The sequence below is a fragment of the Actinoplanes sp. NPDC049118 genome, from assembly GCF_040648555.1.
Classification (GTDB): domain Bacteria; phylum Actinomycetota; class Actinomycetes; order Mycobacteriales; family Micromonosporaceae; genus Actinoplanes.
In genome coordinates, this window is the sequence record NZ_JBEZDY010000035.1 from 1 (window position 1) to 22,056 (window position 22,056).

Consider the following 22,056-nt stretch of genomic DNA (forward strand, 5'->3'; position numbering starts at 1 on the left):
AGAGATTCCGTGGCGCGCGGTGCGGGCCTCGTTCCCGAACAGGTGCCACCCGGTTGCGACCCACCCGAACCGCGAAACCTGAGGATTTCGAGGCCTTCATGCCACGCCGTTCGGCCATTTCGGCCATTTCGGCCGGGCCGGGCCGCCGCGATCGCCTGTCCGAATAGACGCCCACCTATTGACACGGCGAGTTCGGCGGAGCAACGCTCGCTGCACTCTGTGTTCGTGTTACGAAGTCAGGGGGCAGTCGTGTCGAGGTATGCCGGTGGCGCCCGCATGGCGGGCCTTCTCGTCTTCCTGATGCTCCTGACGGCGACGCCCGGCGCGGCGCTCGCCGCGCCGCGGGCGCCGGAGATCCAGGGGCAGAGCATCCGGGCGGGCCACCTGCGGGTGCAGGTGCTCACCGCCACGCTGCTGCGCCTGGAATACGCTGCCGACGACGCCTTCGAGGACCGGCCCACCTTCAACGCCGTCGACCGCGCAGCCGGGCGCACCTGGTTCACCGCCTCGACGCGCGACGGCGAACTGCGGGTCCGCACCGGTGCGGTGACGCTGCGGTACCAGCTCGGGAGCGGGCCGGTGTCGCCCGCGAACACCACGCTGGAACTGCGCGCCGGCGGGCGCACGACCAGCGTGCATCCGGCATTCGGATCGCCCGCGCGCGACGACGCACTCGGCGGCTGGTACCGCGGCCTCGACTACTACGAGGGACAGGCCGGCCCGGTCGAGCAGCTGGACCTGCACCCCGGCATGCTCAACCGCGGCGGCTGGTACCTGCTCGACGACACGGACACCGCGTTGCGGGCGGGCGACGGCATCGCCGCGCGCCCGGCGCGCACCGGCGCCTATCAGGACGGATACCTGTTCGGCTACGGCCACGACTACCGGCGCGGGCTGGCCGACCTGCGCACGCTCACCGGGCCCGCCCTGCTCCCGCCGAAGTGGGCGTTCGGCACCTGGTTCTCCAAGTACCAGGCGTACAGCGCCGAGGACTACGAACAGCGGCTGCTGCCCGCCTTCCGCGAGCACGACGTGCCGCTCGACTCGCTGGTGATCGACACCGACTGGAAGGCGCCGAACCAGTGGGCCGGCTGGAACTGGAACGGCGAACTGTTCCCGAAGCCGGAGGAGTTCCTCGACGGGCTGAACCGCCAGGGCATCGCCGCGACGCTCAACGTGCACGCCGCGATCTCCGGCGACGACCCGCGTTTCGCGCAGGCGCAGGCCACCGCGAAGGGCCGGCTCACCCCCGCGACGAGCAGCTTCGCGCCGAACCCGTACCGCTTCGACTGGACCGACACCGACCAGGCCGCCGCCTATGCCGAACTGCACCGGCCGTTCGAGCGGCAGGGCGTGCGGCAGTGGTGGCTGGACTACTGCTGCGACGACAGCTTCGCCGGTACGCCCGGCGTGACCGCGGACAGCTGGGTCAACGAGCTGTACCGGCTGGGCGGGGAGGCGCGCGGGCAGCGTGGCTTCTCGCTGTCGCGGATCGGGGCGTCGTTCCCGGGGTACACGACACCCGGACCGTCCGGGCCGTGGGCCGAGCACCGCAGCACCGTGCACTTCACCGGGGACACCCGGCCGGACTGGGAGACGCTGCGGTTCGCCGCCGCGATGACGCCGGCCGAGGCGAGCATCGGGATGTCGTACGTCAGCCACGACATCGGCAGCTTCGCGGGCAAGCACCTGCCCGACGACCTCTACCTGCGGTGGGTGCAGCTCGGCGCGTTCCAGCCGATCCTGCGGCTGCACTCCGACCACGGCGACCGGCTGCCGTGGGAGTACGCCGACACGGTCGGTGGGCCGGCCGCCGACTTCCTGCGCCTGCGCGAGTCGCTGGTGCCGTACCTGTACACGGCGGCTCGGCAGACCTACGACACCGGGCTGCCGATGGCGCGGGCGCTGTACCTCGACTGGCCCGGACTCGACGAGGCGTACCGGCACGACACCCAGTACCTGCTCGGCGATTCGCTGCTGGTCGCGCCGGTGACCAAGCCCGGGCTGAGCACCACGGCGCCGGTGTGGTTCCCGCCGGGCACCTGGACCGACATCTTCACCGGTGAGACGTTCCGCGGCCCGGCCACCCGCACCGTCGCCGCGACGCCGGACCACATGCCGGTGTACGCCCGCGCCGGCGGCATCGTGGCCGGGGCGTACCCGGCCGCCAACGTCGCCGCGCAGGCCCGCGACCGGCTCCGGCTCACCGTCTATCCGCACGCGTCCGGCCGCACCACGGTGTACGACGACGCCGGCGACGGCCTCGGCTACCGCGACGGCGGGCACGCCCGGATCCCGGTGCGCTACGACGAAGGCCGGCGTCCGTCACTCACCGTCGGCCCGGTCGCCGGCGCCTACCCGGGCGCCCCGGCGGCACGCCGGTACACGGTCGAGTTCGCCGGGGTCTCCCGCCCGCGCGTCGTCACGGTCGCCGGGCGGCCGGCACCCTTCGCGTACGACAGCGGCAGGCGCCTGCTCACCGTGGAGACGCCGGCCGTCGCGGGCGGCCGGCAGGTGACCGTCACGCACGACGGCAGGCCGCTCACCGTGGCGCGGCAGCCGGCGGTCGATCTGACCTTCACCGCACCGGACGGGCTGCAGTCCGGTGCGACCAGCCGCCTGGTGACGACCGCGCGCAACGACGGCCCGGGCACCATCCGGGCGCTGTCGGCCACGGTGACCGCGCCGGCCGACTGGGTGATCGCCCCGCGGACGCCGACCACCGCGGCGTCGCTCGCGCCCGGCGACACCTTCACCGTCACGTACGACGTCACGCCGGCCGGTCCGTCGCCGCGTACCGCCGCCGTCGCCGCGCGCCTGGCGTACCGCAATCCCGACGGCAGCGGCGCGAGCCTGCCCGCCTCGCTGAGCGTCCCGGTCCGGCCCGTCGATGTCACGTTCCGCGTGCGTGCCCCGGCGGGCACGCCGGCCGGCGCGACGCTCTTCCTGCCCGGCAACATCGCCGAACTCGGTCCGTGGGATCCCGGCAGGCAGGCGATGACCGACCGCGGCGGCGGCATCTGGGAGGCCACCATCACCGTGCTGGACGGCACCGACATCCAGTACAAGTACACCCGCGGCACCTGGGAGACCGTCGAGGAGTGGGGTTCGGTCACCGGCACCAACAACCGCAACGTCACGGTGGACGGCGGCATCACCCGCACCATGCTGGTCGACGACACCTCCACCGCATGGGGCGAACCCGGCGTGCCCGACACCCACCTGGCCATCCGGTACTGGCGTGACCCGCTGGTCGTCTCCGCCATCGCGACGGCGACCGGGGCGACCGTCGTGTTCCAGCGCGACATCCAGCCCACCGGCGCCGACTACGACGGCTCGGTGACCGTCACCGGGCCGGGCGGCGCGGTCGCGGGCACCGTCACGGAGGCCGCGCCGGGGACGCTGGTGTGGACGCCGGCGGCGCCGCTGCCGCCCGGGTCCTACACGCTCACGGTGGCGCAGGTGAGCAGCACCGGGCCGGCCGGCGTGCCGATCCGGGAACCGCACACGTCGTCCTTCACCGTGCCGTGACAGAACGGCGCTGCGGCCCGGCCACCGACCTGGGGCCACGGCTGAGCCGGCGGGTGGTGCTTCTGGCCGCCGGAGGGCTGCTCGCCGGCTGCTCCCGGCAGCCCCAGGCCGAGAAGGTCCACCTGCGGCTGGCCACCGGGCCGGCGGGGGCGGTGTACCGGCGCATCGGCGGTGCGCTGGCCGAACGCATCACCGAGCAGGTGCCGGGCGTCACCGTGACCACCGTGCCGAGCGGTGCGTCCACCGACAACATCCGGATGCTGCGGGCCGGCGACGTGCACCTCGGGCTGTCGAGCCTGGACGCGGCGGTCACGGCCGACGGCAGCGTGCCCGAGGGGCTCTCCGCGGTGTGCCGGCTCTACGACAGCCACCTGCACCTTGTGGTCATGGCCGGTTCGACGATCGACGGGCTCGGTGACCTCGAGGGCCGGCGGGTATCCCTCGGTGCGCGCGACTCGGGCACCGAGTTCACGTCGCTGCGGGTACTCGAGCTCGGGCACGTGAACGCCGACGGCCGGTACCTCAGCCAGGCCGAATCGGCGGCGGCGCTGCGCGACGGCGGGTTCGACGCGATGTTCTCCCTGACCGGCGTGCCGACACCCGCCATCGTGGACCTGGCGCAGCGGCATCCGATCCGGCTGATCCCGTTGGACGAGCAGGCCGACGCGCTCGTCAAGGAGTACCCCGGCTCATACACCCCGGCCACGATCTCCGCGACCGCCTACGCCGGCGTTCCGGCCACCCGTACCGTCGCCGTGCCGAACGTGCTTCTTGTGCGCGACGACCTGCCCCGTGAGCTGGTCTACGCCATCACCGACACCATCTTCGTGCACACCGGCTCGATCACCGCCGAGGCCGTTCCGGAGGCGTGGCAGATCAACGTGCGTACCGGGATCTCCACCGCGTCGATCCCGCTCCACCCGGGCGCCGCCGCCTGGTTCCGGGACCGCAAGCGCTGATCTCAGGGGCGGCAGGCCGGCAGCGTGACCACCGCCGCGAATCCGTGCCCGGACCCGTCCGGACGCGGCAGGCCCTCCTCCAGCCGCAGCTCGCCCCCGGCCGCCCCGACCAGGTCGGCGCAGATCGCCAGCCCCAGGCCGGTACCGGAGACGTTCTGGTGCCGCGGCGAGCGCCAGAACCGCCAGAGCGCCTGTGCCCGCTCGGACGCGTCGAGGCCCCGGCCGTCGTCCCGGACGGCGACGACGACGCTCCCGGCCGCACCACCGGGCACGACCCGGGCGCTCAACTCGACCGCCCGCGCGTCCGACAGCCGCAACGCGTTGCTGATCAGCTCGTCCAGGACGCTGCCCAGGCCGCCCGGCGGCTCCAGCAACCGCAGCCCCGGCGGCACGTCGACCGTCAGCGTCTCGCCCGCCGTCGCCGCCAACGCCCGCCACCGGTCCAGCCGGGTGGCCAGCACCGCGTCCAGCTCCACCGGCGATGCCGTCCGCATGCTCTCCATCCGCGAACTGGCCTGCAGCGCGTCGAGCATCCGCTGCATCGCCGTCATCTCCTCGACGGCGACGTCGTACACCTGCCGTCCGTCGCCGGCCGGGGACAGATGCGGTTCCAGGCTCTCCACGGCGAGCCGCAGGCTGGTCAGCGGGTTGCGTAGCTGGTGCGAGGCGTCGGAGACGAAGGCACGCTGGCGCTGCACGGCGTTCTCCACCGCGTCCATCATGGTGTTGAACGAATCCGCCAGCCGGCGCAGCTCGGCCGGGCCGGCCTCCGCGTCGGCGCGGGTCCGCAGATCGCCCCGGGAGATCCGCGAGGTCGCCGCGTCCAGCTCGCGCACCGGCCGCAGCACCCACGCCGACACCGGCCAGGCGACGGCCACCAGCGCGATCAGCGGCAGCAGCCCGAGCCCGGCGAGCCGGGCCCAGCGCACGAGGACGCGATCGCGCGCCTTGGACAGGTCGGAGATCGTCACGACGGCGCCGACTACCTCGCTGTCGCGGCCCACCGGCTCCGCGACCACCAGCGCGGAGTCGTGCCACGGCGCCCACTCCCCGGACGGCTCGGACCTCGCCCCGGCCAGCGCCGCGGTCACGATCCGGGGCAACGCCGGCTCGGACCGCGCCGCGTCCCGGTACGCGCCGGCCGGCCCGAGCAGCACCGTGCCGGACGTGTCGAGCACCGCGGCCGGGATGCCGTACAGCTCGTGGTAGCGCGTCAGCTCCTGGTCGAGCGCCTCGGTCCGCCCGGTCGACAGCGCGGTCTCGGCAAGCGACGCGAACCGGTCGATGTCGCCCAGCCGGTCCACGTAGACCTCCTGCATCTCCCGCTCGGCGACGGTGACGCCGAGCGGCACCCCGAGCGCCGCGACGAGCAGCACGGCGAGGGGCACCAGGACGACGAGCAGGCGACGGTGCACCGCGTGTCAGCCGATCAGCTCCGGCTGGTCGGCCAGGAGCCGATAGCCCACACCGTGGATCGTGCGGATGAGCACGACCCGCCCGAGCTTGTGCCGCAGCGCCGCGATGTGGGTGTCCAGGGTGCGACTCGTCGACTCCCAGGTCGCGCCCCAGATCTGGTCGAGGATGACGTCGCGGCTGACCACGTTCGGCGCCCGCCGGGCCAGCAGCAGGAGCAGCTCGAACTCCTTGCGGGTGAGCGCGACCGGCGTGCCGTCGACGGTGACCTCGCGGGTGCCGACGCCGATCCGCATCGGGCCGACGACCAACGGCTCGTCCGGATGGCACAGGGCGCGGGCCCCGCGGGTGCGCCGCAGCACGGCGTCGATGCGGGCCAGCAGCTCGGGGACGCCGAACGGCTTGACTATGTAGTCGTCGGCGCCGGCGCGGAGGCCGCGGACCCGCTCGTGCTCCTCGGACCGGGCGGTCACGGCGATGACGGCGGTCTCCGGGCGGTCACGCAGCCTGCGTATCACGTCCAGCCCGTCGCCGTCGGGCAGACCGAGATCGACGAGGACCACATCGGACGGCGCGGCCTCCGCGGCCTCCGCGGCCTCCGCGGCGGTGGCGACGCGGTGCACCTCGAAGCCGGCCTGGGCCAGGACGGTCACCAGACCCCGCGCCACGCGGTCGTCATCCTCGATGACGGTGATCCGCATACCGGCAGATTCTAGTTCTTGGGATTCCTCTGACACCATCCGCGTTCTCGCCGGTCGAGACTGAGGCGATGCCCGCATCGACGGAGGAGGCCGCACCATGAGAACGACAAGCAGGCACCGGCTCGCCGCGCGGGTGATCGCCGTGTTCGGCGCCGTCTCGCTCGTCGCCGCCTGTTCTGGCGACGGCGGCACCGGGGACGACGGCGGGGCGGGCGGATACCCGGACCGGAACATCACCATCGTCGTGCCCTTCAGCGCCGGCGGCCCGACGGACACCGTCACCCGGATGATCTCCGAGCCGATGGCGAAGGCGCTCGGTGGCAAGATCGTCGTCCAGAACGTCGAGGGCGCGGGTGGCACGGTCGGCGCCGGCGAGGTCGCGCGGGCCACGCCCGACGGCTACACCGTGCTCATGCACCACATCGGCATGTCCACGGCGCCCGCCCTCTACAAGAACCTGGGCTACCAGCCTCTCGAGGACTTCGCGACGGTCGGGCTCGTCACCGAGGTGCCGATGACGATCGTCGCCCGCAAGGACCTCGAGCCCGCCACGTTCCAGGACCTCGTGACCTACGTGAAGGCGAACGCCACAAAGGTCACCCTGGCCAACGCCGGCATCGGCGCGGCGTCACACCTGTGCGGCCTGCTGTTCCAGGCCGCCGCCGGTGTCAAGCTCCAGGAGGTCCCGTACGAGGGGACCGGCCCCGCGCTGACCGACCTCGTCGGCGGCCAGGTCGACTTCATGTGCGACCAGACGACCAACACCACCGGCCAGATCTCCGCGGGCGAGGTGAAGGCGTACGCGGTCACCACGCCGGAGCGGGTGAAGAGCCTGCCCGACCTGCCGACCACGGCGGAGGCCGGGATGCCCCAGCTCCAGGTCAGCGTCTGGCACGGCCTCTACGTCCCGGCCGGAACGCCGCCGGAGGTCGTACAGAAGCTGTCCGACGCGCTGAAGGTGGCGCTGGCCGACCAGGCGGTCATCGACGCGATGGCGAAGCTCGGCACCGCGCCGGTACCGGCCGGGGACGCCACCCCGCAGGCGCACCGGGCGCACCTGGAGGAGCAGCTCGGGACCTGGGCGAAGATCATCTCCGACGCCGGGGTCAAGGCCTCCTGAGGTGGAACGCCGACGGTCCCTCCCGGACGTCCTCGCCGGGAGCATCTTCGTCCTGATCGGTGGCGCGTTCGTGGTGGGGTCGCTCGGCTACGAGCTGGGCACCCCGCTGCGGATGGGCCCCGGCTACTTCCCGCTGCTGGTCGGCGCGAGCGTCGCCGCGCTCGGCCTGGCCATCGTCGTCAAGGGGCTCGTCGCCGGCGAGGTGATCTCGTTCGGGCCGGTTCCCTGGCGCGCGGTCACCGCCATCACGCTCGCGATCCTGTTCTTCGGATTCGCCGTCCGGCGCCTCGGTTTCGTGCCGACCTCGGCGGTCACCGCCCTGCTCGCCACGATGGCCAGCCCGCGGGTGCGGCCGCTCACCGCCGTCGCGGTCGCCACCGGTCTGACCGTGGCCGCCACGCTGATCTTCGTCGTCGGACTCCAGCTACGGATCCCGCTCTTCGGCAACGGGCTCGGGTTCTGACGCATGGACCTGCTCGACAACCTGGCGCTGGGTTTCTCGACCGCCCTGCTGGTCGAGAACGTCCTCTACTGCTTCCTGGGAGTGCTGCTCGGTACGGCGGTCGGCGTGCTGCCCGGCATCGGGCCGACGGCGACGGTGGCGATGCTGCTGCCGATCACGTTCAACTTCGAGCCGGTGACGGCGCTGATCATGCTGGCCGGCATCTACTACGGCGCACAGTACGGCGGCTCGACGACGGCAATCCTGATCAACCTCCCCGGTGAGTCGTCGGCGGCGGTCACCGCGCTCGACGGCCACGAGATGGCCCGCCGGGGCCGGGCCGGGCCGGCGCTGGCCGTCGCCGCGATCGGATCCTTCATCGCCGGTACGGTGGCCACGGTCGTGCTCGCCGTCGCGGCCCCGCCGCTGGCCCGCGTCGCGCTGAAGTTCGGCCCGGCCGAGTACTTCTCGCTGGTGCTGCTCGGCCTGATCGTGTCGATCGCGCTGGCGCGCGGCTCGGCGCTCAAGGCGCTGGCGATGATCGCGCTCGGCATCCTGTTCGGCACGGTGGGGCAGGACATCTACACCGGCACGCCGCGGTTCGTGTTCGACCAGCGCGAACTCTACGGCGGCATCGACTTCGTCTCGGTCGCCGTCGGCATGTTCGGGGTCGCCGAGATCCTGCGGAACCTGGAGACCGGGCAGATCCGAACGGCCATCGTCGACCGGGTGCGCAACCTCTGGCCGACGGCCGAGGACCGGCGCCGGATGGTCGGCCCGATCGTGCGGGGCACCGGCCTCGGCGCCGCGCTCGGCGTGCTGCCCGGCGGTGGCCACGTGCTGGCCTCGTTCACCTCGTACGCCGTCGAGAAGCGGATCTCCCGGCGGCGGGAGGAGTTCGGGCACGGCGCGATCGAGGGCGTCGCCGGCCCCGAGTCGGCGAACAACGCCGCCGCGCAGACGTCGTTCATTCCGCTGCTCACCCTGGGCCTGCCCGCCCACCCGGTAATGGCGCTGATGGTCGGCGCGTTCATCGTCCACGGCATCACCCCCGGGCCGAACGTCATCAACGACGAGCCGGCGCTGTTCTGGGGCCTGATCGCGTCGATGTGGATCGGCAACGTGCTGCTCGTGCTGCTGAACCTGCCGCTGATCGGCATCTGGGTGCGCATGCTGCGCATCCCGTACGAGGTGCTGTTCCCGATGATCGTCCTGTTCGCCGCGATCGGCACGTACTCGCTGGGTTTCAACGCGTACGACGTTTACGCGATCGCACTGTTCGGGATCCTCGGCTACGTCCTGATCAAATGCGGCTGCGAGCCGGCGCCGCTGCTGCTCGGCTTCGTCCTCGGACCCCTGCTCGAGAAGAACCTGCGGCGGGCCCTCATCATCTCCCGCGGCGACACGTCGGTCTTCCTGACCCGGCCGATCTCCGCGGTGCTCCTGGCCTTGGCCGCGGCGGCGCTGGTCGTCACCGTCCTACCGGCGATCCGCAGGCGGCGCGAGGTCGTGTTCGCCGAGGACGAGTAGGAGGTCGGCTCAGGCGCCGAAGGTGGCGACGAGGCCGGACAGCACCGCGACCAGGCCGAGAACCGCGACCGGGCCGGCGGCCCACGCGGCGGCGCGGGCCACCCGCCGGTCGGCTCCGAGCTCGCCGAGGTCGCCACGGACATGTCGGTAGCCGCCGGCCCCACCGGGCACGGCGAGGACCAGCAGGGGCGTGTAGAGCAGGCAGCCCGGCACGACCGCGAAGGCCGCGTACCGGGCCGCGTCGAAGTGCCGGGACAGCCCGATCCCGGCGAGGCAGAACAGGCCGAACACCAGCAGCCCACCCAGCTGCATTCCGGCCGCGACCGCCGCCGCCCGTGCCGGCCGGCCCCGGGCGGCGCCGACCACCATCCCGTACGCCCGCCTGGCGAACAGGTGCGCGACGACGAGTGCCCAGCACAGCAACCCGAGGAATCCGAAGATCAAGTACGCCTCCCGGCTGTGGTCAGGGCACTAGATCATGCGGCGCCGTACCCGCCATACCACCACGCCGATCAGGACCGCCGCGACGGCGATGAACAGGGCCGCCTCGATGAGCTGGAACGTCCAGAACCGGTCGGCCGGGTGGTAGACCCCGAACTGCTGGATGCCCCGCGCGTGCAGGAACTGGTTGAGGTTGGTGCCGGCCCGGTTGGCCGCGCCCTCCAGCTCGTAGTACTCGGTCCAGCTCAGCCTGCGCCCGGTGGCGTCTGCGTAGCCGCGCTCGATCATCCAGTCAGCGAAGCCGGGCAGGTGCCCCGCCTGGTCCTTCGAGCCGCCGACGGGGACCGGCTCCATGGCGGTGAGCGGCGTGGCGTACGCGGGACGGGCCAACAGCCCCACCGCCATCCGGGCGGTGAGGAACGCCCCGAACGCGACGCCGAACGCGGGCAGGCTGCGCCGCAGGATCGCCCCCGCGGCGGTGGCGACGCCGAACGCGAACAGCGCATACGCCACCGGAACAAGTCCCTCCAGGTCGAAGGCGTCGTACTGGAACCGCCCTTCCCACGCGTCGAATGGCTGACGGAACCAGGTGAGCACCGCGGTGAACATCCCGGTGAGCGCGACGGTGACGCCGGCCAGCGCCGCGAGCTTGGCCGCCAGCCAGCGCATCCGCGGCACGGCCTGCGTCCAGGCGAGCTGCCAGGTGCCGTCCTCCAGTTCGCGCGCGAGCAGCGGCGCACCGAGGAACGCACCGATGACGACGGGGACCAGATAGAAGGCCGCCAGGAGGTTCTCGACGTACCCGTACTCCTCGTCGAGCCTGCGGAAGGAGGCCGCGCAGGCCTCGTTGACACCGGCCTCTCCCGCACACCGGGCGGGACCCCCGGGGAACAGGTCGTGGGCCTGCGTCCCGAGCACGAGCAGGGCAATGCCGAACATGCCGACAAGCAGACCCAGGACGCAGACCTCGGTCCGGTGCTGGCGCCAGATCAACCACGTCATGCCGTCACCTCCGATGTGACCGCGGCGCCCGGCTCGGACGGCCGGCGCAGGTACGCCAGCACCAGGTCCTCCAGCGCGACCGGCTGGGCCTGCCACCCGGGCGCGGCCGGGATCGCGCCGTCGCGCACCAGCAGGGTCGTGTGCCGGTCGCTGTGGACGGCCTCCACGACGGTGCCGGACCGGTCGAGGTCGGTGGCCGTGCGCGGGCCGACGAGCAGCCGGTGCTCGGCGAGGAGGGTGTCGATGTCGCCGGTGAGCGTGACCCGGCCGTGGTTGAGCACGACCAGGTGGTCGCAGACGCGCTCCAGCTCGTGCACGACGTGGGAGGAGAACAGGACGGTCACCCCGCCTTCGGCCACCGCGCCCATGAGGACCTGCAGGAACTCGTGCCGGGCCAGCGGGTCGAGGCTGGCCACCGGCTCGTCGAGGACGAGCAGGTCCGGCCGCTTCGCCAGGGCCAGAGCCAACGCGACCTGGGCCTGCTGCCCGCCGGAGAGCGTACCGGCCCTGCGGTCGAGCGGGATGCCAAGCCTCGCCAGCCGGCGCTCGGCCAGCCCCTGGTCGAACCGCAGGTTGCAGGCCCGGCCGAAGCGGAGCATCTCGGCGACGGTGAAGCGCTTGTACAGCGGGTGGTCCTGGGCCAGGAACCCGACCCGGGACAAAGCTTGCGGGGTGCTGGCGGTGACGTCGTGGCCGAGGACCTCCACCGTGCCGGTGCTCGGTGCCAGCAACCCGACGGCCAGGCGCAGCAGCGTGGTCTTGCCCGCGCCGTTCGGCCCGACCAGGGCGATCACGCCGCCCGCCGGCAGGGCCAGGGTGCAGTCGCGCAGCGCCCAGCCCCTCCGGTACCGCTTGCCCGCACCGTCGGTGCGCAGCGCGAACTCGGTCGCTGTCACGCCACGTCCTCATTCCTCGTCTGCTGGTGGACGGAGGTGAAGAGTGCGTCGACCGCCTGCTCGTCGAGGCCGGCCGCGTAGGCGCGGCGCAACCAGGTCGCCAGGCCGCGGCGCAGCGACGTGTACGTCGATGCCGACATCGCGGCCGACTGCTGTTCATTGACGAACGTGCCCTGGCCGGGCCGGCCGGTGACCAGGTTCTCCTGCTCCATCTGCCGGTACGCCTTGGCGACGGTGTTCGGATTGATCGCCAGGTTCTCGACCACCTCGCGGATGAGCGGGAGGCGGTCACCGGGTTGGAGAAAGCCCAGCAGCACCGCCTGGCGGACCTGCTGGACGAGTTGCAGGTACGGCGGCACGCCGGAGTTGGTTTCGAGCCGGAAGACGAACACGGTAGCCCCTTGCTGCTTTACTAGTAACATAGTAAAGCAGCAGGTTGGCGGTCAAGTAGAGCCGACGCGACCGCACGACCGCGGTGACGGTGCGACGTTGAGCCTCGGCGAGTACGGCTGCCCGCCGGCGCGGGCGGCGGGCCGGAGCGCCCGCCGCCCGCGTTCGTCATGGTTGCCGGACGATGCTCTGCCCCGGGTCGACGACCACGACCGCGACGACGGCACCGTTCCTGCGGAACGTCACCGTCCTCGGCGCCCGCGTCGGGTTGACGGCCAGCAGGTGGGGACGCTCGGCGCCGCCGAACGCGAGGCCGTACGGACCGTCCGCGACCACGGCCGGCTGCGGCGGACCGTACGCGGCCAGCAGCTCCACCCAGTAGCGCACCATCGCGCGACTCGTGCTCTCCTCCCGGGGCAACCGCGGGGTGAGCCGGCGCCGGGCCGCCGCGGGATCCGCCACGGCGAGATCGGCCGCGAACAGGTCACCCCACACGCGGGGCGGCCCGCCCACGTCCCGGGCCAGTTCGGCCGAGCGGGCCGCCGCCTTCTCCGGGTCGGCGCGGTACAGCGAGCCGAACGTCAGCGGCAGCAACTGGATGCCCGTGATCGACTCCGGCCGCGGATCGAACCAGGTGGCATAGTCGATCTTCGCGTCCCAGACGATGCCGGCGACCGTGTGCGCGTAGCCGGCCGGGCGTTGTCCCTCCTCGCCCAGCCAGTACCTGCGTGCCGTCGCCGCCTCGAGTGCGTAGTGGGTGATGCCGTACGCGGTCAGCCGCGCGTTCTGCGAGACGATGCCCCAGCGGGTCACCGCCTCCCAGGCGGCCACCGCCTCGCCCGACGACTCCTGGTTGTTGCCGTCGGCGAACGGGGCGAACCCGGACGCCGCCGAGTGCCCGAGGTAGGCGTTGAACGCGCGGAACGCCGGGAAGCCCTCCGCGCCGTCGCCGGACAGCGTGCCGCTGTAGTCGCGCGCCACCAGGGAGACGGCACCGCCGTAGTCGCGGAGGAAGGCCGGGTCGGACTCGGCGAGCACCGCTGCCGCGCGGACCAGGTAGCCGTACTGGAAGTGGTGGTCGTTGTAGTCGCCGCTGCCGAACTCCGCGGGTACGGCGATGAGCCCGCCCCACACCTTGTCGTACGCCAGGTACCGGACGTCGCCGGTGCCGCCGTACGTGAGCCAGTCGACGAGTTCCGTGCGTAGCCGGCGCAGGGCCGCCTCCCGTTGCGCGAGTGCGCCGATCCCCTTGGCCACCTCGGCGACGGTGGCCAGGCGGCCGAGCTCCTTCATGCCGAAGTAGCTGCCGCCGTCGGCCGTGGCGGGCTTGTCCGCCAGGTCCCGGTCGAGGTCGGCCAGCACCGCGGCGCGAGCGTCGTCGGACAGGGGGACCACCGGCGCCTCGGTGATCAGTCCGGGCATCGGCACCCGGACCCGGACACCGGTGGCCCGCACCACCGTGAGCGCGCCGAGCGAGTCGGGGTATCCGCCGCCCATCGGCTCCAGGCCGCCGCCGGGCACGAGCCCCGCCTGCTGGTGCGGCAGGAGTGCCCAGACCGCCGGCCTGCCGGACTGCCGTTCGACGCGGAGGTTCTGCGTCACCGTGCCGGTGACGCCGTCGTACGTCATGTGGGACGTGCTGCGGATGACCGGGTCGCCGGCGGCGCCCGCCAGCGCCTGTTCCCATCGGGCGCCGTCGGCCCGGTCCGGCACCCGGGCGACCACGATCGAGCCCCTACCGGGCTGGTCCACGGTGAGCGTGCTGCCCTTCTGCCGCCAGCCGGCGCCGTCCTGGGCCAGGACGTCCCAGCGCTGCCCGGCGATGCTGAGCTGAGCGAGCGGTCCGGCGCCGCCGACCCGGCCGATCGGCCCGCTCGCCGTCAGCGACGGGTCGGCGTCCTCGAAGTCCAGGTACAGCAACGGGCTGCCCTGCACCACGGTGATCTCCACGGTGCCGCCGGCGCGGAGCTCGGCCCGCAGCACGACGTGGAAGGCCCCGTACCCGATGACCCGCACCGTGGAGATCGCTCCGCCGACGCTGAGGGCCGGCTGGAACGGCGTCACCACCGCGTTGGGGGATGCGACCGGCGCGACCGAGCTGACCCCGATCCCGGCGCCGGTGTTCTTGATCGCCAGCGGCCGGGCCCAGATCGGCTGTTCGAGGGGACCGGTCAGGGCGGAGGTCCACCACTGGTTGGTCGGCAGCGCCTGCCCGTTCAGTGGCTGACCGGCCTGCACCGGGCTCTTCTTCGGGCCCGTGTCCGCCGGGGCTGCGTCGGCGAGGCGCGCCTTGCCGCCCGGCTCAGGACGGCCCAGCAGGTTCATGGCGGCCCCCTCGCTGAGCGCACCGGGCGCGGGCGGCGCCGGGTCGCGTTTCTGCGTGTCGGATCCTTCCGGAGTCCAGCAGGCCGCGGCGAGCAACACCGTCGGCACGACACATGCGGCGGTCACGATCCGCCGGAGGTGGTTGGTCATCCCGCTCCGTTCACCGCGGGGGTACGGCCCGCCGCGGTCTTGGTGTCGATCTCGGCGGTGAAGCGCAGCCCGGGTACGAGCGCGCTCACCGTGTCGACGGCGTCGGTGCGAGGAACCAGGACGACGGTGAGTTGTTCGTGTACCGCCTTCTGGTCCTCGGTGAGCGGGGCGTCGGAGAGCGGATCGGGACCGATCCGGGCCTCCACGTGGTCGACGGTGACCGGCACCGGGCGGTTCAGGCCCGGACCGGCGATCCGCGCCGCCATCCCGAGGCGCAGCTCGCGGAGCTGCTCCTCGGTCGCCCTGGCGGCGAAGCTGAGCTTGGTGTGGTCGTACAGCGTGATGACGGGCTCACCGGCACCCATCACGCCGCCGACGGCGATGTTCACCTTGGACACGGTTCCGGGTACGGGCGCGCGCAGCGTCTCCACCCGCGGCTGTTGCCGGGCGAGGGCCGGGTCCGCGGCCAGCCGCACCCGGGCCAGTTCCTGGCCCGCGGCGACCCGGGTCTGCTCGGTGACCAGCATCTCGGTCACCACGCCCGAGGCGGTGGAGCCGACCGGGAGCGCGTCCGCGGTCAGGACCGCGTCCTGGAGGGTGACGAAGGCGCTCTCGGCGAGCCGGTGGTTGAGTACGTATGCCCCTCCGACGCCCGCACCGGCCAGGAGCAGAACGGTGACGAGGAACGTCCGGACCGCGGGGATCCGCGACCTGACGGTGCGTCTGCCGCCGGCCGGGGCCGGATCCGGAGCGACCGGGTGCGTCTCGTCGGCGGACTGCGCGGAGGGTTCGAGACGGTCGTGTTCGACCACACTGGTCATGGCGGTAATCCCTTAGAGAGATGGAACGGATCCGATGGGTGGCGCGCTCAGTGAGCCGTTGCGATCGCGGGTACGTCCGTGGGCCCGGTGGCCCTATCGGCGCCGGTCGGGCCGGCCTCGCCGGTGTCGCGACCGGTGACCGACTCGACGATCATCCGGCCCAGGATCAGCACGATCATGGTGGCCCAGGCGGCGGAGAGCCAGGTCGGTGCCGGGTCCGCCATGACGGCGAGACCGACGACGATGCCGGTCACGTTGAGCAGGACCAGGGCGAGCTGCGGCATCACGACCCAGAGCGACCGGGTGCCCCCGCCGGCCTGGTTGGTGACGCTCCACTTGGCCGGCTTGCGGCGCAGCGTCGCCCAGAACGCCCGGGCGTGCACCGGCGCGGCGCCGATGCTCGCGACGATGGCCGAGCCCTTGAATCCGCCGGACTGCAGCCAGGTGACGATCAGGACCATCGCCTGGAACGGCAGGTAGTGCGTCGCCCAGGTCACCCCGTCGGCCCGGATCGGGCTCAGCGCGAACAGCAGGTACAACGCCGGCAGCAGCATGAAGGTGAGCATCGCCAGCGACAGCAGGTAGTGCGTGCCGACGAAGAGGTACTGCAGCCGCTGGTCGACGGTGAGGCCGGTGCCGCGGCGGAACAGCCCGCCGCGCAGGACCACCTCGAACCCGCCGCTGGCCCAGCGGAGCTGCTGTTTGAAGTAGGACGCCACATCCGTCGGGGCCAGGCCCCGGGCCAGCACCTGCGGGACGTAGGTGGATTTCCAGCCCCGCCGGTGCAGCTCCAGCGAGGTCCAGATGTCCTCGGAGTTGCTGCCGGTGGCGATGCCGCCGATCTCGTCCAGTGCGCTGCGCCGGAACATCACGTTCGTGCCGACGCAGAACGCGGCGTTGAAGTGGTTCTTGCCGGGGCACACCAGCTCGTAGAAGATGCGCTGTGCCTCCGACGTGCCGGTGGAGACGAGGTTCGTCTGGTTGGTGTACGACTGCGGCGACTGCACGAACGCCACGTCCGGGTCCTCGAAGTGCGGCAGGATCTGGAGCAGGAAGTTCGGCTCCGGAACGTGGTCCGCGTCGAGGATCACCACGTACTCGCCCGTGGTGCGTGCGAAGGCCGCGTTGACGTTGCCGGCCTTGGCGTGCAGGCCACCGTCGCGGCGCAGATAGCCGACGCCCTCGTCCGCGCAGATGCCGCGCAGGGCGTCGCTGTCGCCGTCGTCGAGGACCCAGGTCCGGTGCTCCAGCGTCATGTCCCGTGCCGCCCGCAACGTCGTCCGGACCAGCTCGGGCGCTTCCCCGTACGCGGTGATGAAGACGTCGATGCCCGGCACCTCGGCGCCGGCGCGGAGCCGGTTGCGCCGCACCGTCACGTCCACCGGCTCGGCGCGGTTGTCGTGGGCCAGGATGGTCCACCACGTACCGATGGCGTGGATGGCGGTCAGGCCCTCGGCCAGCAGCATCGCCGTCCACAGCCAGACCGGCCCGCGGTACTGCGGGTCCAGCAGGAACGTCTGGTAGAAGAGCGTCGCGAGCAGCGCACCGAGGATGGCGAGGCGGGTGGACCGCTGCAGCGGCCGCCAGGCCTGCCGCGCGGACGCGACGGCCTTGCGGGACGGGGGATCAGTGGTCGACATGGTGGCTCCAAGAGATTTCTGCAGGCCTAGGTTCAGGTAAGAGCCGCGGATCGGCGGGTGTCCCCGTCGAAATGGCCCGAGTCACCCCCGCGACATTGCGTGGGTGCCGACTGGCATTCCGCCTGGCAAACGGCGATCACATTTGGTCTTCCCGCTGTCGGACGGGTGTGGACCCTGGTCGGCCGACGTCATCGAGTGGCACCGGAAAAACGTTAGGGGTCGACCGCCGTCATTGGCAAATGCGGTGACCGCGAACACAGGCGAGACGGTGGTGAGATATGGAAACGGCGCCGACTTCGCTCGTAAACGCGATGTTCATCGAATGTCGCCCCGAATTGATCATCATCGCCGTTTCGCAGCAGGTCAGTGCGCCCGGTAGGCGACGACGGTGACTTGAATCGCTTCTCCGGTCGGTGTCGCGACGGCGGCCCTCCCGATGATTGCGCCGGGCATTCATTGCGCCATCCGAAAACACGCCGGCACCGGCTGCGGCCGGGAAGATTCCGTGGTCAGGGCGCAGTCCACGGTTCCGACACCCTCGGTGTCGAATGCGCGGCACGGTCTCCGTGCCGCCGAATACGGCCCCCCGTCAGGCATTTAGGCAAGTCATTGAAAGGATCGATCGGGGGCGCCCGGCATTACCGGGCGAAGATCGCCGCCGTGGATTCCATCCGAGTGGGAGGATGAGTACTGTCACACCCTGGTCTGGCGGGACGCGCGAGATTTCCGGGCAGGTATCTTCTGATTATTGCGGTGGCCGCCGCGGGTCTGGGACACGCCTCACCAAATTGACATCTGAGCGTCTTTTCTACTACCGCGGAGTAACAATTTCGATCGGGAGGCACGATGAGCGGCGAGGCGCGGGATTCGTACCGGCCGACCCTGGAAGCGGTCGCCACACGGGCCGGCGTGTCCCGGGCCACGGTGTCCCGGGTCGTCAACGGGTCGACGACGGTCGCAACCGACAAACGCGTCGCCGTGCTGCGGGCCGTCGACGAGATGGGGTATGTGCCCAACCACGCGGCGCGCAGTCTCGTCAACCATCGGATGGACTCGTACGCCCTGGTGCTCACCGAATCCGCCGACCGCTGCTTCTCCGACGACACCTTCTTCCCGTCCCTCGTGCACGGGGTGAGCCGGCACCTGGACGAGGCCGGCAAGGAGCTGGTGCTGCAGATGATCAACTCGCAGCGGAGCCACGACCACCTCCAGCAGTCCGCCGCCGGCCGGTACGTGGACGGCGTCATGGTGGCGTCCGCACTCGACGCCGGCCCGCTGACCGGCAGGCTCGTCCGGATGGGGGTACCGGTGGTGGTCAACGGGCGACCCACGGGCCGCATCCCGGTGCCCTACGTCGACGTCGCGAACGCCGACGGCGCCCGGCTCGCGGTGCGCCGGCTCGTGGAATCCGGCCGGCGGCGCATCGCCACGATCGCCGGCGCGCAGGACGTCACCGGCGGGATCGACCGGCTGGCCGGATACCGGGCCGAGATGACGGAGTCCGGGCGCCGGCCGATCGAGGCGTTCGGGGACTTCGGCCGGGAATCCGCCATCGCCGCGATGGACCGGCTCCTCGAGGAGGAGCCGCGACTCGATGCGGTCTTCGTCGCTTCCGACCTGATGGCGTCCGGCGCCCTGCGGGCACTGCGGCGGGCCGGCCGGCGGGTGCCCGACGACGTGGCGGTGATCGGTTTCGACGACACCGCGGTGGCCTGGCATGCGGATCCCCCGCTGACCACGGTGCACCAGCCCATTCTCGACATCGGCCGGACCATGGCCCGGCAGGTGCTGCGGATGGCCGGCGGCGAGACGGTCGAGCCGTCGATCGTGCTCCCCGCCGAACTCGTGTTCCGGGAGTCGGCGTGAGCCCATGGCCGCTGCGGCCGCCGCGACACCCACCGAGCGCCGGTCGACCTCGCCGTACACGCCGGACGACGCCGACGGGTTCGAGACCGGACTTCGCTCGCAGGCGGCGCAACAGGGCCGTTCCGGTGTTCCCCGCCGCCGTGGAGGACCGTTGGGACGGCTTCCGCCCGCAGGCCGTCGCCCACGGTGTGGTCAGCTCCCTCTCCCTGCCCCTGACCATCGACGGTCAGACCGTCGCGGCTCTGAATCTCTACTGCTGTCAGCCGGCCGCGTTCGCCGGGCCGACCCGGCAGAACGCCCGGGCGTTCGCCGCCCAATGCTCAGCGGCACTGGCCCTCACGCTGCGCCAAGTCGATCTAATCGAGCTGCGGCGGCAGCTCCTCGAGGCGGCCGGCTCACGCGCCATGATCGATCAGGCCATCGGCATCCTCATGGCGCAGCAACGCTGCCACGCCACCGCCGCGTTCGACACACTCCGCAAGGCATCACAGCACCGCAACCGCGAACTCCGTGACATCGCCGCCGACATCATCACCGGCGTCACCGGCGAACCGTCGCACCCGCCCCCTGAGTTCACCAGCCGGGCGACGCCGGCTCCGCACGCGGCCTGGCCTGCGGCCGCTTCCAACGCCGGGCTTTCGCCGCCGGCTGCGAATATCGCTTGCTGAGGTACGCGCGGGTCGCCTAGCGTGCGTCGGGCACCTCCCGGTGCGCAGGCAACGGTTACTTCCGCTCAAAACGGGGAGACGCGGGTTCGAATCCCGCCGCCGCTTCGGTGGTGTCGACCAGTGGCCGAGGTCGCCTTGGCCCGCAAGGGCCCGTCGCCGTCGCCGCCGTGGTCTCGGGAGGCGCGTTCACGTCGCATGCCCGGTGCGATGGATACGGCTACTTCTTCGACCGAGAGCCTGTACGGCTCGCCGTGTCCGCCCCGGATCTCGGGCATGCGACGTGAACGGTTCCGGGTAACTCGGTTGCCCGGCCGTCGGCGCCGCCATTAACCTCGGGCACGCACTTCCCGGTGCGAAGGTGACGGTTACATCTTGGAGGGGCCCGCTGGCCTCGGCGAAGAGCCCGTCCGTCGCCGGGTTCCGATCTCGGGAGGCGCGACAACACCGCATTTCCCGTGGGCATCCGGGCGGTGTGCCGGCGTCTTCATGTTCCACGGATACGGGGGACGTCATGTCCAGGTTCAACTTCAAGCTGCGCCAGAACCGGCACGAAATCGACGACATCGTCGCGGCCGAGGGCGTTGCCGCCGCCGAGCGCATTGCGGCCGCCCTGCGCGCCGCGGCCGCCGAGCGCATCACGACGATGGCGCCCGCGGAGACCACCGAGGGCATTGCGACCGCCGAAGGCGCGCCGGGTTTCACCCGCGAGCCGCGCGCCGAGCTGTTCCTGCTGGGTGTGTCGAACATGGTCGGCGAGGACACGTTCTACGAGGGCGCCGAACAGCGGGACGGCCGGTTCCGCGAGCTGGTCGCCGCCGTCGCCGTCGCCGACCCCGAGTGGTTCGCCCGGTTCGTGCGGTGGCTGCGCACCGGTGCGATGCTGCGCTCGGCGTCGGTGGTGGCGGCCCTGGAGGGTGCCCGCGCACAGGTCGCGGCCGGCATTCCGGGATCGCGGGCGGTCGTGGACGCGGCGTTGCAGCGGGCCGACGAGCCGGGTGAGGCGCTGGGGTACTGGCTGGGCCGCTACGGCCGGGCGCTGCCGAAGCCGGTCAAGCGGGGCGTCGCGGACGCCGCGGTGCGGCTGTACCACGAACGCAGCCTGCTCAAGTACGACACCGACAGCAGCGCGGTGCGGTTCGGCGACGTCCTCGACCTGACCCACCCCACGGCCAGGGACGAGCGGCAGGGTGACCTGTTCCGGCACGCACTCGACCGGCGTCGCAAGCGCGACAACCCGATCCCGGCGTCGCTGCGGATGCTGGCGGCCCGGGCCGAGCTGATGGCGTTGCCGGTCGAGCAGCGATGGGAGATCGGCGACCCGGCCGTGCTGGACGCCGCCGGCATGACCTGGGAGGCGCTGGCCGGCTGGCGGCAGACCACGATGGACGCCGCGGCGTGGGAGGCGATCATCCCGGCGATGGGCTACCTGGCGTTGCTGCGCAACCTGCGGAACTTCGACCAGGCCGGTGTCAGCGACGCCGTCGCCGAGACCGTGGCGGCGAGGCTGGCCGACCCGGGCGAGGTGGCGAGGTCGCGCGTGCTGCCGATGCGGTTCCTGTCGGCGTACAACGCGGCACCGAGCCTGCGATGGGCGTACCCGCTGGAGAAGGCGCTGCAGCACGCGCTGGCGAACGTGCCCGCGCTGGACGCGCGGACCCTGATCCTGATCGACACGTCGGGGTCGATGGAGTGCCCGTTCAGCAAGGACGGCACGCTGCGCTGCTGGGACGCGGCCACCGTCTTCGGCCTCGCGCTGGCCGCCCGCGCACACGACGCGACGGTGGTGTCGTTCTCACACGCCACCAAGGTGTTCCCGGCGGTGGCGGGCGAGTCGGTGCTGGCGGCGGTGCGCCGGTTCAAGGCGGGCGGCTACTTCTACGGCGGCGGGACGGAGACCGAGAGGGCGGTGCGCACGCACTACGACCGCCACGACCGGGTGGTCATCCTCACCGACGAGCAGGCGCACTGGCACGGTGCCACGAACGTGGCGGCGTCGGTACCCGCCTCGGTTCCGGTGTTCACCTGGAACCTGGCCGGTTACCGTGCGGGGCACACGCCGGCGGGGGCCGGCAACCGGCACACCTTCGGCGGGCTGTCCGACGCCGCGTTCGCGATGATCCCGCTCATCGAGGCCGGATCCCGCGAGCAGTGGCCGTTCTGA

Annotated in this window: 17 protein-coding genes; 8 read left to right on the forward strand and 9 right to left on the reverse strand. The window is 72.1% G+C overall.

Annotation, left to right across the window (positions count from 1 at the left end; translation table 11 throughout):
- The first annotated feature begins 276 nt into the window (after positions 1-276).
- Positions 277-3,531: a TIM-barrel domain-containing protein gene (locus tag AB0B58_RS37185; RefSeq protein ID WP_360234156.1), complete on the forward strand. Its 3,255-nt coding sequence runs from the start codon at positions 277-279 to the stop codon at positions 3,529-3,531.
- The gene (locus tag AB0B58_RS37190) at positions 3,528-4,490 is read left to right on the forward strand and encodes a TAXI family TRAP transporter solute-binding subunit (protein ID WP_360234159.1); all 963 of its coding nucleotides are present in this window, start codon (positions 3,528-3,530) and stop codon (positions 4,488-4,490) included. Before AB0B58_RS37185 ends, AB0B58_RS37190 begins: the two co-directional genes overlap by 4 nt.
- 2 nt (positions 4,491-4,492) lie before the next feature.
- Here AB0B58_RS37190 and AB0B58_RS37195 read toward each other — a convergent pair whose 3' ends face one another.
- A complete protein-coding gene (locus tag AB0B58_RS37195; RefSeq protein ID WP_360234162.1) occupies positions 4,493-5,905 on the reverse strand; it encodes a HAMP domain-containing sensor histidine kinase in 1,413 nt (470 codons plus the stop codon).
- A 6-nt stretch (positions 5,906-5,911) separates the two neighbouring features.
- A complete protein-coding gene (locus AB0B58_RS37200; RefSeq protein ID WP_360234165.1) occupies positions 5,912-6,604 on the reverse strand; it encodes a response regulator transcription factor in 693 nt (230 codons plus the stop codon).
- A 97-nt stretch (positions 6,605-6,701) separates the two neighbouring features.
- On the opposite strand from AB0B58_RS37200, the gene AB0B58_RS37205 reads away from it, so the two are divergent.
- From AB0B58_RS37205 to AB0B58_RS37215, 3 genes are read left to right on the forward strand one after another with little or no spacing between them, the layout of a single operon-like run.
- On the forward strand, positions 6,702-7,724 hold the full coding sequence (locus AB0B58_RS37205) for a tripartite tricarboxylate transporter substrate-binding protein (protein WP_360234168.1): 1,023 nt from the start codon (positions 6,702-6,704) through the stop codon (positions 7,722-7,724).
- 1 nt (position 7,725) lies between these two features.
- Positions 7,726-8,187, forward strand: coding sequence for a tripartite tricarboxylate transporter TctB family protein (locus tag AB0B58_RS37210; RefSeq protein ID WP_360234171.1), 462 nt, complete (start codon positions 7,726-7,728; stop codon positions 8,185-8,187).
- A gap of 3 nt (positions 8,188-8,190) precedes the next feature.
- Positions 8,191-9,696 (forward strand): tripartite tricarboxylate transporter permease, encoded by a 1,506-nt coding sequence (locus AB0B58_RS37215; protein ID WP_360234174.1) that lies wholly within the window; start codon positions 8,191-8,193, stop codon positions 9,694-9,696.
- A 9-nt stretch (positions 9,697-9,705) separates the two neighbouring features.
- On the opposite strand, the gene AB0B58_RS37220 is transcribed toward AB0B58_RS37215, so the two are convergent.
- The 7 genes from AB0B58_RS37220 to AB0B58_RS37250 form a co-directional block, all read right to left on the reverse strand.
- Complete coding sequence (locus tag AB0B58_RS37220) at positions 9,706-10,140, reverse strand: hypothetical protein (RefSeq protein ID WP_360234177.1); 435 nt, start codon at positions 10,138-10,140, stop codon at positions 9,706-9,708.
- 27 nt (positions 10,141-10,167) lie between these two features.
- Positions 10,168-11,139 carry an ABC transporter permease subunit gene (locus AB0B58_RS37225; protein WP_360234180.1) on the reverse strand — a complete coding sequence of 324 codons (972 nt, stop codon included), beginning with the start codon at positions 11,137-11,139 and terminating at the stop codon, positions 10,168-10,170.
- Positions 11,136-12,035, reverse strand: coding sequence for an ABC transporter ATP-binding protein (locus tag AB0B58_RS37230; protein WP_360234182.1), 900 nt, complete (start codon positions 12,033-12,035; stop codon positions 11,136-11,138). Before AB0B58_RS37230 ends, AB0B58_RS37225 begins: the two co-directional genes overlap by 4 nt.
- Entirely contained in the window at positions 12,032-12,427 is a 396-nt protein-coding gene (locus tag AB0B58_RS37235; protein ID WP_360234185.1) for a GntR family transcriptional regulator, read from the reverse strand. Before AB0B58_RS37235 ends, AB0B58_RS37230 begins: the two co-directional genes overlap by 4 nt.
- Positions 12,428-12,593: 166 nt before the next feature.
- A complete protein-coding gene (locus AB0B58_RS37240) occupies positions 12,594-14,900 on the reverse strand; it encodes a glycosyl hydrolase (protein ID WP_360234188.1) in 2,307 nt (768 codons plus the stop codon).
- The gene (locus tag AB0B58_RS37245) at positions 14,897-15,721 is read right to left on the reverse strand and encodes an HlyD family efflux transporter periplasmic adaptor subunit (protein ID WP_360234191.1); all 825 of its coding nucleotides are present in this window, start codon (positions 15,719-15,721) and stop codon (positions 14,897-14,899) included. Before AB0B58_RS37245 ends, AB0B58_RS37240 begins: the two co-directional genes overlap by 4 nt.
- 47 nt (positions 15,722-15,768) lie before the next feature.
- Positions 15,769-17,361: a glycosyltransferase family 2 protein gene (locus AB0B58_RS37250; protein ID WP_360234194.1), complete on the reverse strand. Its 1,593-nt coding sequence runs from the start codon at positions 17,359-17,361 to the stop codon at positions 15,769-15,771.
- Between the two features lie 846 nt (positions 17,362-18,207).
- Here AB0B58_RS37250 and AB0B58_RS37255 point away from each other — a divergent pair.
- The 3 genes from AB0B58_RS37255 to AB0B58_RS37265 all read left to right on the forward strand — a co-directional run bounded on the left by AB0B58_RS37255 (position 18,208) and on the right by AB0B58_RS37265 (position 22,056).
- The gene (locus AB0B58_RS37255; RefSeq protein ID WP_360234196.1) at positions 18,208-19,227 is read left to right on the forward strand and encodes a LacI family DNA-binding transcriptional regulator; all 1,020 of its coding nucleotides are present in this window, start codon (positions 18,208-18,210) and stop codon (positions 19,225-19,227) included.
- Complete coding sequence (locus AB0B58_RS37260) at positions 19,224-19,895, forward strand: GAF and ANTAR domain-containing protein (protein ID WP_360234199.1); 672 nt, start codon at positions 19,224-19,226, stop codon at positions 19,893-19,895. The genes AB0B58_RS37255 and AB0B58_RS37260 overlap by 4 nt, the downstream gene beginning before the upstream one ends.
- 511 nt (positions 19,896-20,406) lie before the next feature.
- Entirely contained in the window at positions 20,407-22,056 is a 1,650-nt protein-coding gene (locus AB0B58_RS37265; RefSeq protein WP_360234202.1) for a TROVE domain-containing protein, read from the forward strand.